9 protein-coding genes are annotated in these 15,954 nt (G+C 40.1%); 7 read left to right on the forward strand and 2 right to left on the reverse strand.

The window, feature by feature from the left end; all coding sequences use genetic code 11:
- Positions 1–336: 336 nt before the first annotated feature.
- The 5 genes from EWV84_RS00175 to EWV84_RS00195 all read left to right on the forward strand — a co-directional run bounded on the left by EWV84_RS00175 (position 337) and on the right by EWV84_RS00195 (position 7,149).
- Positions 337–702: a response regulator transcription factor gene (locus tag EWV84_RS00175; protein WP_287075593.1), complete on the forward strand. Its 366-nt coding sequence runs from the start codon at positions 337–339 to the stop codon at positions 700–702.
- Between the two features lie 91 nt (positions 703–793).
- Positions 794–1,324, forward strand: coding sequence for a chemotaxis protein CheW (locus tag EWV84_RS00180; RefSeq protein WP_287075595.1), 531 nt, complete (start codon positions 794–796; stop codon positions 1,322–1,324).
- 89 nt (positions 1,325–1,413) lie between these two features.
- Positions 1,414–4,080 carry a methyl-accepting chemotaxis protein gene (locus tag EWV84_RS00185; protein WP_287075597.1) on the forward strand — a complete coding sequence of 889 codons (2,667 nt, stop codon included), beginning with the start codon at positions 1,414–1,416 and terminating at the stop codon, positions 4,078–4,080.
- Positions 4,081–4,153: 73 nt separating this feature from the next.
- On the forward strand, positions 4,154–5,365 hold the full coding sequence (locus EWV84_RS00190; protein ID WP_287075599.1) for a glycosyltransferase: 1,212 nt from the start codon (positions 4,154–4,156) through the stop codon (positions 5,363–5,365).
- Positions 5,366–5,811: 446 nt separating this feature from the next.
- Positions 5,812–7,149, forward strand: a complete 1,338-nt coding sequence (locus EWV84_RS00195) for an AAA-like domain-containing protein (RefSeq protein ID WP_287075601.1) — start codon at positions 5,812–5,814, stop codon at positions 7,147–7,149.
- On the opposite strand, the gene EWV84_RS00200 is transcribed toward EWV84_RS00195, so the two are convergent.
- Positions 7,146–12,857, reverse strand: coding sequence for an AAA family ATPase (locus EWV84_RS00200; RefSeq protein WP_287075602.1), 5,712 nt, complete (start codon positions 12,855–12,857; stop codon positions 7,146–7,148). The genes EWV84_RS00195 and EWV84_RS00200 overlap by 4 nt on opposite strands.
- 14 nt (positions 12,858–12,871) lie before the next feature.
- On the reverse strand, positions 12,872–14,902 hold the full coding sequence (locus EWV84_RS00205; RefSeq protein ID WP_287075604.1) for a carotenoid oxygenase family protein: 2,031 nt from the start codon (positions 14,900–14,902) through the stop codon (positions 12,872–12,874).
- A gap of 399 nt (positions 14,903–15,301) precedes the next feature.
- On the opposite strand from EWV84_RS00205, the gene EWV84_RS00210 reads away from it, so the two are divergent.
- Positions 15,302–15,574, forward strand: a complete 273-nt coding sequence (locus EWV84_RS00210; protein ID WP_287075606.1) for a BrnT family toxin — start codon at positions 15,302–15,304, stop codon at positions 15,572–15,574.
- Positions 15,558–15,791, forward strand: coding sequence for a BrnA antitoxin family protein (locus EWV84_RS00215; protein WP_158200440.1), 234 nt, complete (start codon positions 15,558–15,560; stop codon positions 15,789–15,791). Before EWV84_RS00210 ends, EWV84_RS00215 begins: the two co-directional genes overlap by 17 nt.
- Positions 15,792–15,954 lie beyond the last annotated feature (163 nt).

Consider the following 15,954-nt stretch of genomic DNA (forward strand, 5'->3'; position numbering starts at 1 on the left):
GAACAAATCAGTTGTTAAATGCCGATGTCAATGGGGCATTTAACATCATTAGAAAAGTAATTCCTGATGTCATTGACCAGGGAATAAAGGGTTTGCCGTTTAATCCGCTCCGTGCTTGAACCACTACGAATGACTAAGCTTTCAGACTTTTAAGTAAGTTTGAGTAAGTTTAGTTGAGCGGTGAATCAAGTCCTTGTTTAGAGGGAAACCCCTGATAAATTTCAGATTGCGTTGGAGGCAAAAATGAGAGAAATTTCGGAGCATCCGGTCAACGGGGACTATTATCGTGCATATTTTGCCATTGTTGTTCTTGGCAGCCTAGCTAGGTAGGGAGTTATGAGGGAAATATTGCTGGTAGAAGACAGCCAAGCGCAACGGGAACTGATCTGTGATCTACTCCGCAATAGCGGCATTAAGGTCACGATCGCCACGGATGGGGTGGAAGCCCTCGAACATATTCAGAGAGCCAATCCGGATCTCGTCGTCCTCGATATCGTCATGCCCCGCATGAATGGTTATGAGGTGTGTCGTCGTCTCAAGTCGGATCCAAAAACCAAAAATGTCCCGGTGGTCATTTGTTCCTTGAAAGGGGAAGTCTTTGATCGCTATTGGGGCATGAAAATCGGAGCCGATGCCTACATTGTCAAGCCCTTTGAACCGATTGAGTTCATTTATACCATTAAACAACTGTTGCGCCGATAAAATCGCCCTCACTGGGGACAGTCTAGCTATGGCATAGGTCAAGACAGCTAAAAACGCCGCCCGAATTATTAGTTGCAAGAGAACTAAACTCATGCTTAACAACGCCGATTTTTTTGCTGGTAACGCTCAAAATATCGCCCCCGACAATCAGGAATTACAAACTCCCGTCGGTGAACTGTACTTGCGATTTTATCTACCCTCTCAGGACGAGTTTGCCCTTAGTGCCGTGGGAATTTGCGAGGTAATACAGCAACCACTCGATCGCATTACCCCCATTCCCAATGCTTCACCCTTGCTCCTCGGCACGATCAATCTCCGGGGTCAAGTGATCTGGGTGGCGGATCTCGGGCAATTTTTGGGGGATAGCAGCCGCTTGAACACCGATCGAGCCGAAATTCCGATAATTGCGCTTGAAGAAGAGGAAACGATCCTCGGTTTAGCGGTGGAACGTTTGGGAGATATGGAATGGCTCGACCCAGATCAACTAGGTAGTGCCGCCAGTATTCCCGATCAGATCGCCCCCTATGTGCAGGGAGAGTGGATTCTGGGCCAAGAATCAAAAAAAACCTTAAGACTACTCGATCATCTGGCCATACTCCGTTCTGCCCGTTGGGCGGCTTAAAACCTCAAAAAAATAGCAGAATAGGATTTATAGCAATTCTTTCTTAAAACTACTAACTACTTGATTTAACTTTACTAGGGGAGGGGCAAATGCCGTCAGGGACAGAATACGCAAAACTCTATAGAAAGGCTAACACCGCCTATTGCCAGGGCAACCTTGAGGATGCCGCCGTCATTGTCAAAGAGATGACCAGCAAGTATCCCGAGGATGCCAATGTCATGCTTTTACAGGGTCACATTCATCTAGGACTACAACAATACAGATTGGCTGAGGAACGTTACGAAACAGTGCTGCAATTGGCTAAAACTTCTCCCAATGGCTCCGATCTAGTCGATTATGCCCAGCGTGGTCTCGATCAGATTCGGCAATTGGGTTTTGAAACCGAGGAGGGAGATTTTACGATCGCTGCTACGGAAAGCATTGTCTACAGCGAGGCAGCTTTCGATCTAGGTCAAGGTTTTAACCATTCTCGCTCCAGGAAGTCGCAAGGGGCTGACCCCGATGGACAAAATAAAGAGCTGGATTGGAATAGTAGTCTTTTCAATGAGGAGGATCCCGGCGAGCCTACGGTAAGTAAAGTCCATTCCTATGACGATGATTTTGAGGAATCGGAGGAAACCGCCTTTAGTTCCCCTAACCTGGCGGGCACTGGCTCTCACGGTTCCCAGTGGTCTAGCGATTCGGCGGAGGGGGAAGCCCCTTTCCCCTTTTTAGAAGCGGCGGAGATTGACTCGCTGGAGGAAGGGTGGGACGGTGAGCTAGGGTCAACGGGAGAAGCCACTTTTATGGTTTCCTCTGATCTGGGAGGAAATCCCCTCACCGGCAGAGATCAGGAGTTATCCTATAGGGATACCCTAGAAGAAAGCGCTTTTGCCATTGACCCGGAATCGACCCGCCCACAAGGGGCAAAAACTGGCCGAGTCACTCAAAAAAGATACGAGGAGGAAGACACCGGAGATTTTGGGGAACCAGAACTCAATGATGAGGATTTAGACGGTTTTTCCCCACTGGCTCTGACGGATACGGTTCAAGGACTGGGGGACTGGGAGCTATTTACCCTTTCGGGGGGGGAAGCTTTAAGTGGTGGTTTTCTCCCCGAACCCAGTGCGGGCCTTAATGCCAGTTCTGGTGTGGGAGAGCCTAGTTTTAATCCTTCTCGTCTAAAAACCCCCAATGACAAAAGAGATAGTCATCTTACCCATGCTTCCGATCGCTTGCTCAAGCCAGTGGTGGAAGTCGCTCCGGACAAATTAGGCTTTTTTGTCAACGCTTCTTTAGGCAAAAAACAACTAATCCTAGCGGCTTTAGCGGGGATTACCCCTGTGATCATAATTTTTGCCGTTAGTACCACCTCTTGGCTTTCTACGCTCTTGGCTGCCAAACCAGCCCCGAATAGCCGGGCAAAAACCGAAAAGGTTGCCCCCAAACCGGCCCCAAAACCGCCAGCCTCAGCCAGTCTTTCCCCCTTCAGTCAACCGGTACTAACCATGATGTTATTAACCGGACTGGGAACCCTGGCCCTGACTTGGCTAGGCCTACAGTTGCTAATTAGTCAGATTAAGCGCAGTCTCAACGATCTGCAAAGCCAATTCGATCATCTCTCGGAAGGTAATTTTAACGCTAAAGCGACGATCTACTCGGAAGATGAATTCGGTCAACTGGCCAATCGTTTCAATCAGATGGCTCGGGTGGTGGTAGTTACCACCACGGAAGCCCAACGCCGCGCCGCCGAAACGGAACGGGAACGGGAAGACTTACAACGGCAAGTAATTCGACTTCTCGATGATGTGGAAGGAGCGGCTCGGGGAGATCTGACCGTGGAAGCGGAGGTAAGCGCCGATGTTTTAGGGGCGGTGGCCGATGCTTTTAATTTGACTATCCAAAACCTGCGCGAAATTGTCCGACAGGTGAAAAAAGCGGCAAAACAGGTGAATCAAGGCAGTACCAATAGTGAATCTTTCGCCCGCAATCAGTCTAGCGATGCCCTGCGGATGGCGGAGGAATTGGCCGTCACCCTTAATTCGGTACAGATGATGACCGACTCAATTCAACGGGTGGCAGAAAACGCCAGAGAAGCCGAAGAAGTCGCCCGCACTTCCTCGATTACCGCCCTGAAGGGGGGCGATTCCGTGGAAAGAACCGTAGCGGGAATTCTGCAAATCCGCGAGACCGTATCAGAAACGGCGCGAAAAGTCAAGCGTTTGGCGGAAGCTTCCCAGGAAATCTCGAAAATTGTCGCGGTAGTCTCTCAGATTGCCTCGCGGACCAATTTATTGGCTCTTAATGCCTCGATTCAAGCGGCGCGAGCAGGAGAGGCGGGCCGCGGTTTTGCGGTTGTGGCCGATGAGGTGCGTCAGTTGGCCGATAGAGCCGCTAAATCTCTTAAGGAAATTGAACAGATCGTTTTACATATCCAATCGGAAACGGGTTCGGTAATGACGGCGATGGAGGAAGGGATTCAACAGGTGATCGATGTCACCGAGCGCTCGGAACAGGCGAAGAAGTCCCTAGAAGATATTATCCAAGTTTCTAACCGCATCGATACGCTGGTGCGATCGATTACCGCCGATACGGTCAAACAACGGGAAAATTCCCTCAATGTCGCCCAAGTTATGCAGTCGGTGGAGTTAACCGCTCAGGAAACTTCCCAAGAATCCCAACGGGTGGCCGGTTCTCTGCAAAAACTGGTGAGTATCTCCCGGGAGCTGCTTTCTTCGGTAGAACGGTTTAAGGTAGACTCAGAGGATGATCGATAATCGGTGAGCGGTAATCAGTGGGTTATTGATTGGCCGCTATCGCTCAAGATTGACCGCTAGAGTGAGTAAAGTTATGCCTAAACTTAGTCTCTGCATGATTGTCAAAAATGAAGCCGAAAATCTCCGGCGCTGTTTGGATAGCGTTAAAGGGGTGGTGGATGAGATGATCGTTATGGATACGGGTTCGACCGATGATACGATTGCTATTGCTCAAAGTTACGGTGCCATAGTTCCTAGCTACGATTGGCGGGGTAATTTTTCCGATGCCAGAAATGAGGCTTTAAAATATGTTACTGGCGATTGGATTTTAGTCCTTGATGCTGATGAGGAATTAAATCCCGCTATCGTAACGAAAATGCGTCGGGCAATGGAAAAAGAGGAAAATTTAGTGATTAATTTAATCCGCCATGAAATCGGAGCCGTACAATCACCTTATTCTCTAATTTCGCGGCTATTTCGCCGACATCCTCAGGTCACTTTTACCCGACCCTATCACTCAATTATTGATGATAATGTAGCCATTTTATTAAAAAAAGAACCTGGTTGGAAAATAGTTGAACTGCCAGAAATTGCTATCTTTCACTACGGTTACACCGTCGATAAAATAGCCAGCTTAGATAAGTTTGAACGGGCAAGAAAAGCGATGGAGGGTTTTTATCAGCAACATCCCCACGATCCCTATGTGTGTAGTAAATTGGGAGGGTTATATCTGAAGATTGGCAGGGATAAAGAGGGTTTTAAGCTGCTTAAACATGGTTTAAAATGCCATGGCTCTAATCCTCATATTTTATACGAGTTATATTATCATCTCGCTAATTATTATTATTCAGTGGAGGAATTTAAGCAATCAGGCGATCATTTTGTTAAAGCGATTAAGCAGCCAATTTTAGCTCAATTAAAACTGGGTGCTTATAATAATTTAGGTGGGTTATTATACGAAGCAGAAAAATACGAATCGGCCTTATCTATCTTTGAGAAAACCGTAGAAATTGATCCTAGCTATGCCGATGGTTACTATAATTTAGGACTGGTTCTCAAACAACTGCACCGGCTACCAGAATCGATTAAAGCTTATAAAAAAGCTCTCAAGTTAAACCCCGATAATCCCACTATTTACCAAAATTTAGGGGTTGCTTATATAGTTTTCGGTAGTTATAATGAGGCGATCGAGATTTGGCAAAAAGGCCTACAATTATTGAAAGATCAGGGTAATTTCTCTCGCGCTGAAATGCTGCAAGAAACCCTAGAAGCTCTGGGAGCAAGTGTATTGAGGGATGAACAGTAACTGTTCACCGTTGTTGGCAAGATTGGGAGCAGCCACTGTACTAAAATTCTCAATAGGCAGTTTAAATGCAGTACATCTGATTGCTAAAACCCTGTCTAGTCAAATCCTGTGAGGATTTTTCCGAATTAATTCTTAATAGGATTATCGAGGAGTTAGACGCTGAAGACTCAGGGGTTTTGATAGAAATCATCAAGAGATAATTGCTGCCGTGTAATTGACCTTGACAAGAAATGCTATAATTTCCTAGCAAGAGGGGAATTTAATCCCTCTCAGGGTTGCCATCGCACAATTTTGTCAGTTGCCAGTTCTCGTCAGCTTGTTTGTCAAATATACCAATTCTAGTTTGAATCGGTGCTGTTATGTCAAGATTCAACATTTCTGGCTGCAACAGAACTGGAAAATCAAATAATCTATTCCCTCAAATCTTCTTACCTTAGACAAAAATAATGAAATTCGAGGAAATCCAAGAGATTCTTAATCGGCAACTGCTCAAGCTTGAGAATTGCTGTCTCAATGACACAGAACAATTATTGTTGCGAGGACTTTGGCAGAAAAAAACCTATCAAGAAATTGCCCAAGAAAATGGTTATAGTAGCAGCTATCTTGCCAATGTAGTTGCCCCAGCACTCTATGATAGACTCTCGCAACTGATCGGTTCTCCGATCAATAAGAAAAATTTTTTATCTAGACTACAATCTCATTTTACCAACTCCACATCGCTTCAGTATTGCGGTAATGAATATCCCCAGAATGAGCGTCCAGAATACCCCGATGCTCCTGTTCCCTATAATTCTTATTATTATCTAAAACGAACAAAACTTGAAGCAAAAATTATCGAAGAAATCGGTCAATCTGGGGCGTTAGTACGCATTAAAGCGCCCAAAAAATGGGGAAAAACGTCTTTATTATTAACAATTTTAGAGGCTTGTCAACAACAATTCGGTTATCGAGTTGTTAGGTTAGATTTACAACAAGCAGACCAAGACATTATAGCAAATTTTAACAAGTTCTTACGCTGGATTTGCCGTAATTGCGCTCGGCAGTTGAATTTAGAAGCCAAATTAGATGATTATTGGGATGAAGATATAGGAATTAAAATGAGTTGGACAATTTATTTTGAAGAGTATATTTTACGAGAAATAAAACAGCCAGTGGTATTGGCTTTAGATGGAGTGCATCGAGTCTTTGAACATCCGAAAGTAGCGGAAGATTTTTTACCTTTAATCAGAGCTTGTTATGAAGAATCTAAGCGATCTCCCCTGTGGCAGAAATTACGTTTAATTATTGTTCAATCCACAGAATCTTATGTTTCTCTGCGATTAGAACAGTCTCCTTTTAATGTGGGATTACCCATAGAGTTACAGGGTTTTGATCAAGAACAAGTGGCAGAATTGGCAAAAAAATATCAATTAAATGAATTAGCAACCAACGAAATTCAACAATTGATCGACTTAGTAGGGGGACATCCTGCCTTGATTCATTTAGCGATTTATCATCTTAGCCAAGAGCAAATCACGATGCCAGATTTAATCAAATCAGCAATTACATCAACGGGAATTTATTCCTCTCATTTACAGCTGCACTGGGTAACTTTACAAAAACAACCCGAACTTGCCGATGTTTTTCAACAGATTTGTCAAGGGAATCAACCAATGATAGTCGATCCAATTATTGCTTATAAACTTAATAGTATGGGTTTAATTAAACTCAGGGAAAATCAAGCAATTGTCAGTTGTCAGTTGTATCAAAAATACTTTAGAAGTCAATATACTGGTTCAGTTTAAGACAGCGATCGCTCAAGCCAATCAGTATTAAATATCGTCTGATAAATCCGATTATGAACGTCCATTTTACCATGGCGTTTTACCACTAATCCAGATAAAAATAACTCAGGTAAATAGGGATTGTTATCAATCTGTATTGCTTCTTGATGCAGGATTTGTCGATACAAGGTTAATAATTGGGGTCGGTTTGGACTTTGAAGAAGGCGATCTTGAATGGTTTTTAAATGTTCAGGTTGATCCTGCATCTCCCAATCTTGAATAATTTTTTCTGCTACTAACTGAGCTAACCATTGTTCTTCTTGATTAGAGGGGATTGGCTGCTCACTATCCCGCATCAGTTGACAGAGTTTTTGAGTTAAGAAAGGTTGCCCTCCCGTCCAGCTTAAGACTTGTTTGAGCATTGTCTGAAGATTACTGACTTTTTCAGTTAACCCATATAATAAAGGTTGAGCTTCGTGTTCCTTAAAACTTGCTAATTCAATAGCGTTACCAATATTAAAAGGTGTTTTCTGGGGGTCAGTAATTAAAGCGGAAGGTGTGGTAGCACCAAAAAAGGCAAAAGTTAGCTCTTGAAATTGAGGTCGAATCGCTCTCTGGTTATAAAAAGAACGAATTAAAGCAAAAAAGTCAGAGACATCAAATTTTAACCCTAAAATGCTATCAATTTCATCAATAAATATAACAGTCGATTGTCTAGATTGCCGATGATTAAAATCGTCATTAACTAGAAGAAAATTTTCTATAAATTGTCCTAATCGTTGTACAGGAGGCAGGTCTAATTGTTCACTCCACCAAGCTTTAAAAGTTTTCAATTGTTTGATTAATCCAAAACTGCGGAGCAGATCAACGGCTAATCCTTTATACCATTGTTCGGGGGTAATATTGTCTGTTCCTAGGCGAGTTAAGTCAATGACTGCACATTTAATTCCCTCCTTTTGTAATTGGCTCATCATCCGTACCATTAAGCTAGATTTTCCCATTTGACGTGCATTTAAAACATAGCAAAATAGACCTTGTTTGAGAGCTTTATAAAGATTGCGATCGGCTTGTCGAACCACATAATTCGGTGCATCCATCGGTAAACTTCCCCCCACTTGATAGACAAAATTACTAGGTTGTTCAGCACTTTTAAGCAGGTCATTTTCAAAGATAAGTTCTGCTTGAGTTGCTTTCAGTACCTCTAAAGTGTTTGTGAGTTCTTTTGTCCTTTCTTCTACTCTTTGTTCTAAGGTTTGATAGAGTCTGGAGTTATCAATAGAGATAGCAGCTTGAGCCGCTAGAATATTTAATAGTTCTACTCTTTCATCAGTAAATGCACCTGTGGTTAGATTATTTTCTAAATAAACAATTCCTTTTATTTGACCTTGATTGAGTAAAGGGGTACAAAGAATGGATTTAGTTTGTTTTGCAACAATGTAAGGATCAGTTGTAAATTGACCTGATGAAGTGGCATCGTTTACAACGATAGTTTCTTTTGTGCGAGCCACATAATAAATAATTTTAGTGGGTAAAAGAGGAATTGAGTTATCATGGTCGATAGATTCTATGGGAATTGACTGTAAGATATTAATAGTTTCTTGATCAATTGTGCCTTGAGCTTCAATAACCCAATTTTCTTCCTTTTCTAAAATAAGATAACCTTTTTGCGCTCCTGCATTTTCAATGACAATTTTCATTAAATTTTGCAGAAGATTTTCTAGCTTAATTTCTCCAGAAATCGCTTGCGAGGCTTTAAGAATAGTGCTTAAATCAAGAACTGCTCCATCATTTCCAGTAGTTGAAATGGTGGTACTCAGTCCTTTAGATTTGTTTTGATTGCTGATGCCTAATAAATATTTAGGGTATTCTTCTTCTAATTGTTTAACTTTGGCCTTTGCACCCCAACGCGTATAACAATGATAAGCATTTCTGAGATATAGTTTACCGATTTCTTCTCTACCTAAAGTAAAATAAAATTCAGAGGCACGTTCGTAAGCGAAGGCTTCATGTTGGATATATTCTTGTTTTCTAGCTCCTGCTATAGCACTATCATAATATTTCATTGCTGTCAAAGGTTTTCTCAAAACACGAGCTATTTCTGCCTGTATTAAATCGTATTTATGCTGAAAATTCATCGGGGCATGATCCTGCCAACATTTCATCAATTTCTGATTTTCTTGGACTTGCTTAAGATATTGTTTTTGATTTTTTTGACCAAGGGATGGATATTGAGCTAGTAATGCCAAAGAATAATAAAAATTATGTTCTGTAAAAATAATTTCAGATTTAAGAAAACCTGAATATTCAAGGGCGATCTTGCTGTTTTCTATTGCTTGAGGATAATCTTTAAATAAGTAACCAAGCCAAGCTTTATAAAAATAAATAGAAAAAATAGAAATTCGATTCTTAACTTTGAGTAACTCTATTAAAGCTTTTTTTTCATCTAAAATACTACCATTCAAGCTTTTTAAACTTGATTCATTTAATAAAATTTCTACAAATTGGGCGCATATTTTTATTAAATTTAAGGGATGTTCTTGCTGATATTGAGCAATAAAATCAATATATTGTTTTTGCTGATTGTGAACGAATTCTAAGTTATTACCTACAAATAATAAATGATTACAGTAGAAATTGGCTGCATGGCAAGCAAATTCAAGATCGCCAACTTCTAGAGCCTTTTGCATAGATTTCTTAAGGGGTTCAAGCGTTTGTTTAATATGATGTTTTTTATAGGTTATATTAATGGAAATTGAGACATAAGCTTTCGACCAAAAATCCTTGGCATTTAATTTCTCTAAAACCCGTAAAGATAATTGTCCCAGTTGATAAGCTAAATCAATATCTAACATGAGCCAAGCAATAAGCGAGCCGTAATTAATATAAGCGTAAATCCCTGAGGGTGAATTGCCATACTGCTGGGATAGGGTAATCTCAGTATAGAGAATTGGTAATACTATAGGACTTTCAGCAAAACAAGCAGGACCGAAAATAAGACTAAAAATCTTCATTGCCATCAACTTATTAGGTTCTTTCATCACTCCTAATCTCGCTAATTCCTCAATGTTTAACGCTTGTGGTGGTGATTCCACTAAAGATATGCCTAAAATTTCTAAAGCTTTGTGTCCGTTATTTAAAGCTAGGTCTATTGCGCCCTTAGCCAAGTTTATTTTAATCTTTATTTCGTAAAATTTAACTTGTTCTAAAGGACTTCGGACGTGCAGTAAAGCAAAATCACACAGATTATCAGCCATTTCTAGATTAGTATTCAGATAGTGAGCTTCTGCTAATTCAAGATAAATATTAAATGTAAGTTCATATTGATTTTGCCAACTATCTAATAATAAAAGCTGACAAGCAAAATGTAAATAATTGACTGAAGCTTGGTAAGCATTAGCCGATTTAGCTTTCTTTCCCGCCCTTAAATTTAATTGACATGACTGTTCTTTATCTGAGGTATCTTTTAATAAATTAATCCCAAAATTGAGTTGATTAACTATGTCAAATAATTTGTTTTCTTGAGCTTGAGGAGTTGTCTTTTTGAGAAGAAATTGACCAATTTGCAAGTGAGTTGCTTTTCGTTCTGATTCGGGAATAAGTGAATAGGCTGCTTGCTGTACTCTATCGTGTAAAAATTTGTATTTAATCTCTACATTTTCTAAATTTAACTTTTGGGATTCTATCTGATCAAACAGTAAAGGAAGTTTATAGTCTTCTGACTGAGGCAAAATAAATCCTTGTTGAAGAGCTATCCCTAATTCTTTCGCTGTAACAGAGATAGATTTTTGTTGAACAAATGCCAATAAATCTAAACTAAAAGAGTTACCAATACAAGCAGCTAATTTGAGTAGTTGTTGCGTTTTTTCAGGAAGTTTACTAATATTTCTGGCAATTAATTCCACAACATTATAATCAGTAATACCGACAGATTGTATAGCCTCACTAGACCAAATCCAACGATCTATATTGACTTGATAGGTTATTAAGTTTTCACTGTATAAAGTTTTAAGAAACTGAGAGATAAAGAAAGGATTGCCTTGGGTTTTATAAAAAATTAATTCGGCTAAATCTTTAAGCTCATCCCTATTAACCTTACCGTTAAAAGTTTCCTCAATTAATTGTCGAACACTGTCATAAGATAAGGGTTGAATTTCAAGATGATTGATCAGTAAATGGGTAGTTTTTAGTTTCTCTAGCATCAAGGTTAAGGGATGAGTTGAACTAACCTCGTTATCTCGATAAGCACCAATAAAAAACAAATATTTGCTTCTTTTATCGGTCACTATAAGTTGCAATAATTTTAGGGATGCCGAATCTATCCATTGTAAATCATCAAGAAAAATTACCAAAGGATGATTAGGAGTACAAAAAACCTTGATGAACTCTTTAAAAACTTCATTAAAACGATTTTCAGCTTCTAGAGAGTTTAATTGAGGAACTTCTGGCTGTTTACCAATGATTAATTCAACTTCAGGAATGACATCGATAATAATTTGAGCATTTGGCGTAATAGCCCTGATAATATGGTCTTTCCAACCTTCAATTTCCTCCTGATTTTCGGTTAATAACTGGCGAATCAATTCTTGCAATGCTTGAATCAGAGCCAGATAAGGAATATTGCGTTTTAACTGCTCAAATTTTCCCCTAATAAAATATCCTCTTGCTTCAACAATTGCTTTTTGAACTTCATTAACAATGGATGTCTTACCAATTCCTGAATAACCAGAGACTAACATTATTTCGATGGCAGATTCAACTTTTTCTACTCCTGTTACTTTTGGGTGTGCTACTCGTTTGAATGCTTCTAGTAATCTGACTATTTCTTGACTTCTTCCATAGAGTTTTTGAGGAATCAGCAATTGATTGGGATAATCCCGTTTTCCCAAAGCAAAAATCTTAAGCCGGCTCTGCTTTTCTAGTTGACATAAACAAGTTTCCAAATCAAATTTGAGTCCAGCAGCACTTTGATAACGCTCTTCTGCATTTTTTGCCATTAGTTTTCTAACAATGTTAGAAATCATCGGCGGAACTGAGAATTGTTCTAAAGGAGGAGGTTGTTTTGCAATATGACAATGAACTAACTCCATCAAATCCTGAGACCTAAAGGGCAACATTCCTGTGAGCATTTCATAAAAGGTCACTCCCAAAGAATAAAAATCACTGCGATGGTCAATCCTGCGATTCATTCGTCCCGTTTGTTCTGGGGACATATAAGCCAGTGTTCCTTGTAAAAAGCGAGGATTGGTAATAGTTTGCTGCTCAAATGTTAGGTTGGAAGCCATGCCAAAATCAGTCAGTTTAACCTGTTTTGTTTCTCGGTTGATGAGGATATTACTGGGTTTAATGTCTTTATGAATAATCGGAACTTGGTGAATCTGAATTAAAATGTCTGCTAAAGAAATAGCAATCCTTAAAAACTGAGTAATAGAGAGTTGTTGGGTTGTTAAAAATTCAGCTAAAGATTGACCACCAAAATCTTCGAGAATTAGGGCAAAACTATGACAATATTTAACCAAACCATAGGATTTAACTACCCCGTCATAGTTTAAATTGTGAATAATTTTATGCCCCTGTTTCCAACAAACAATCTCTTCTATGGAGGGATATTCAGCCTTGAGAACTTTGATGATTACGGGTTGTTCTTCCTGACAAGATTTGCCACGATAAACGACGCTTTTAACCCCTTCGTAAATCTTGTGATTAATCTCATAGTTAGGAATAGCGATCATCGAATCTTTATCTCCTACCCTAAATGTCCATTATCTGATGAAAAGTAGGGATATATTTCATATTCAAAAAGTTTTTGAATATCGGGGGAACTGTCGTTTACTAACTGCTGAAAATCCGATTTGACAGGGACATTGTAACTCCCTTGACGGCGACCAATTTTAGGAAGCCAAGCCGTGTGCAAACTATAACCAAAATTAAGATCCTGATGCCCTAGTTTAGTCAAAGGACCATGGGCGAGATTCCCCCCATCAAAAATCCAAAATTCATTATTCTGGGGCGTAAAAACTGTACAAATGATGTAACCTTGAGAATTATCTTCGCTGCCATGGCGAGGAATGAACTGAGGAGAACTACCAATATATCCCCTAGGAAACTGATAAGAATCGGCAATCTTCAGGGAATCATCTAGGGTATGTAATCGAAACAGGGAAGATGGAACGCCTTGTTTCGCTAAATCCAGTAAATCCTCCAAAGCCACTGCTCGGTAGGGAGCATCTTTATATAAATCATAGAGAAACTTTGTCATCGTTTCCTGCCAAAGTCCAAAGGAAATCCAGTAAATATTATCAAGTCGTTTGGGTTGCCTTCCTGATGATAACCGATCTCGGTAAGTGTATAAACCTGTTCCCCAAGTATAGGGAGATGAGTAGATAACATTTGATTGAATGACTTCTCCTCGGTTTCCATCAATTACATAGCGTCCCAAACGGCTAATATCCATCTCATTGGGTTCCATAGAATAAACCCGCTTGGCGATCGGATGATAGGGTGGGTAAGCCGATAAATCGTATTTACGAATCCACTCAGCCACATCCCAAGAAGCAATGTGAGCAACATGAAGCGTAATCTTTCCATCAGGATTTTCGTAATCAACCAAAAAGTGAGCGGCTGGTAAAGGAATCACGAGTTTTTTAGCGATGACAGTCACTTCTTTGTCAGAATAAGCAGGGTGTTGTCCTGCTTTCAAATCCCAACGGGAAACAAGATAAACAGAGGAATTAGGCAGATTGGGAGATTCAAGTAATTCTCTGAGAGTTTCTTCGATTTTCTTATTCTTTGGCCATGGATTATTGAGTACCTGCTCTATCCCAGTAATGAAAGATGTATCCATTAAAATCACATAGTCTTTAGTGACACCAATTTGATGTATAGTTTGTTTAATTCTCACGGGTGAGCCATCGGGAAGTAGTAATTTCCAGCGTTCCAAATAACCTGTTCCATCCCAGCGAATTAAATAGACAAAATCGTTAATATTTTCCCCAATTAATCTTGCCAATATATCTATATTTTGCTGTATAATATTTTGTACTAATTGAATACTAAACTGCAGAATATCTCGAATGATCCCGGCATCAAAAAAACCAATTATTGTGGCAACTAACTGGTAAACTTCCTCTGGTAGTCCCTCTAAGGCTAATATAGCAGGAAGTGTTTCCATAAAATTGATAATAGATCTACCATAATTTACAGTAAACATCTCACCTGTATCAGCATCAAAAGCAGGATGGGCGGTACTCAGAATCGGCTTGAAGGGAAATTTAGGTTTGTTAATCTCCGCTTGCCATTCTTGATTAGAGCCAACAGGTGTAACAACTTCAAGGGTTTCTGTATCTAATTCATAGGGACGGCTTACATCATAAGTCACCAGCAAACGGTCTAGGGATTCATCCATTGATGGCATGGGTAAAAAGGCAGTATTTAGCTCATTACGAAAGCCAAGCGCATAAGAAAAGCGGACAATTCCATGATTGCGAAATCCATATTTTTCGTAGGGGCTTCCTAGTTGGGTTGCTTTATCTGCATAATAGTCTGCGGGTTTAACCAACCTTGTTTTAATTCTCGCTTCACCGGGGCGATCAAAATCGAGTCGGTAAATCATACCGTCGCCATTCAAAAATGAGTCTCCATCAGGAAAAGGAAGACCCCCAGAATCCACGGTTCCTACCGGTGCGACTAGAAAGAAATGACCCTTTAAGTCTTCTGGTAGCTTGCCTTCAATAATCTCTAAGTTAAGATCCGTGTGTTCACATCTGTTGGCAGTCATGATTGATTCTGGGATCAAGGGACAACCAGCAGGTAAGTTAGAACTATAATTCTGGGGTTTTTCAGTCATAATGTCTTAATAATCTGAAATTGACAGTGAAAATACTCGGACTAAGTTTAATTTTATCTGATTCTTTATATACTATTATAAATTTTTGTACTCTTCGTCAAGCTTCCATAACCAATAGGGACGATGTCCAACAGGGTTCATAAGCTGGAATGACGTGGGAATCAGCATCAATAATTTTGTACCCGTTGAGCATAGCGATTTTTAGGCAATTTTCTACCTAGATTATATTTGATCGGAGCGATCGCTTCTTTGAGGTTAATAGCCATTACCACAACCCTCTGAAGGGGTTTTGAGCTTGACTCAACCTTCTAAGATACATATAATGTATGTATGACATTTGAATATGATCCCAGAAAAGCAAAAACCAACTGGCAAAAGCACGGTGTTTACTTTGCAGAAGCTGAAATGGTGTTTTTTGATCCCCTCGCTATTCATGATCTTGATCCCGATTGTGTGACAGAAGAACGTTTTATTGCAGTGGGGATGGGAAACATGGGATCACTATTAGTGGTTATTTATACTTTGCGGGGTGAAGTCATTCGCTTGATTTCTGCTCGTCGTGCTACAAAACAAGAGAGAAAAACTTATGAGAAAGGAATATGATTTTTCTAAAGGAAAACGAGGGGCGCTCATTTCCTCTAAGGGAAAAACACGCATTACCATTTATCTAGATGATGAGATTCTAGCTTATTTTCGAGAACAGGCTGAAACCGCAGGAATGGGCTATCAAACCCTAATTAATGAGGTTTTAAAACAATATATCCAATCTCCTAAGGAGCGATCGCTCACTCAGTCCGATTTACCGAAAAATTGGGTTTAAAGCCTCGCCCTTTTAGGGCGACTTGATATGATGTATGATATTAATAAGAATAGGGGGCCGGGTAAGCAACCGCTTAAAAAACCCAGTCATCAACCGATGAACGCACCTTGAAAACTAGAGTTATGGGGTTCTATAGGGGAATGCTCCTATAGGTAAAAGCTCT

This window comes from Microcystis sp. M_QC_C_20170808_M3Col (assembly GCF_007095505.1).
Lineage (GTDB): Bacteria > Cyanobacteriota > Cyanobacteriia > Cyanobacteriales > Microcystaceae > Microcystis.

What these genes read in the sequence shown, in the direction of transcription:
- EWV84_RS00175 (WP_287075593.1), top strand. Translation starts at nt 337, where the DNA reads ATGAGGGAAATATTGCTGGTAGAAGACAGCCAAGCGCAACGGGAACTG.
- EWV84_RS00180 (WP_287075595.1), top strand. Translation starts at nt 794, where the DNA reads ATGCTTAACAACGCCGATTTTTTTGCTGGTAACGCTCAAAATATCGCC.
- EWV84_RS00185 (WP_287075597.1), top strand. Translation starts at nt 1,414, where the DNA reads ATGCCGTCAGGGACAGAATACGCAAAACTCTATAGAAAGGCTAACACC.
- EWV84_RS00190 (WP_287075599.1), top strand. Translation starts at nt 4,154, where the DNA reads ATGCCTAAACTTAGTCTCTGCATGATTGTCAAAAATGAAGCCGAAAAT.
- EWV84_RS00195 (WP_287075601.1), top strand. Translation starts at nt 5,812, where the DNA reads ATGAAATTCGAGGAAATCCAAGAGATTCTTAATCGGCAACTGCTCAAG.
- EWV84_RS00200 (WP_287075602.1), bottom strand. Translation starts at nt 12,857, where the DNA reads ATGATCGCTATTCCTAACTATGAGATTAATCACAAGATTTACGAAGGG.
- EWV84_RS00205 (WP_287075604.1), bottom strand. Translation starts at nt 14,902, where the DNA reads ATGACTGCCAACAGATGTGAACACACGGATCTTAACTTAGAGATTATT.
- EWV84_RS00210 (WP_287075606.1), top strand. Translation starts at nt 15,302, where the DNA reads ATGACATTTGAATATGATCCCAGAAAAGCAAAAACCAACTGGCAAAAG.
- EWV84_RS00215 (WP_158200440.1), top strand. Translation starts at nt 15,558, where the DNA reads ATGAGAAAGGAATATGATTTTTCTAAAGGAAAACGAGGGGCGCTCATT.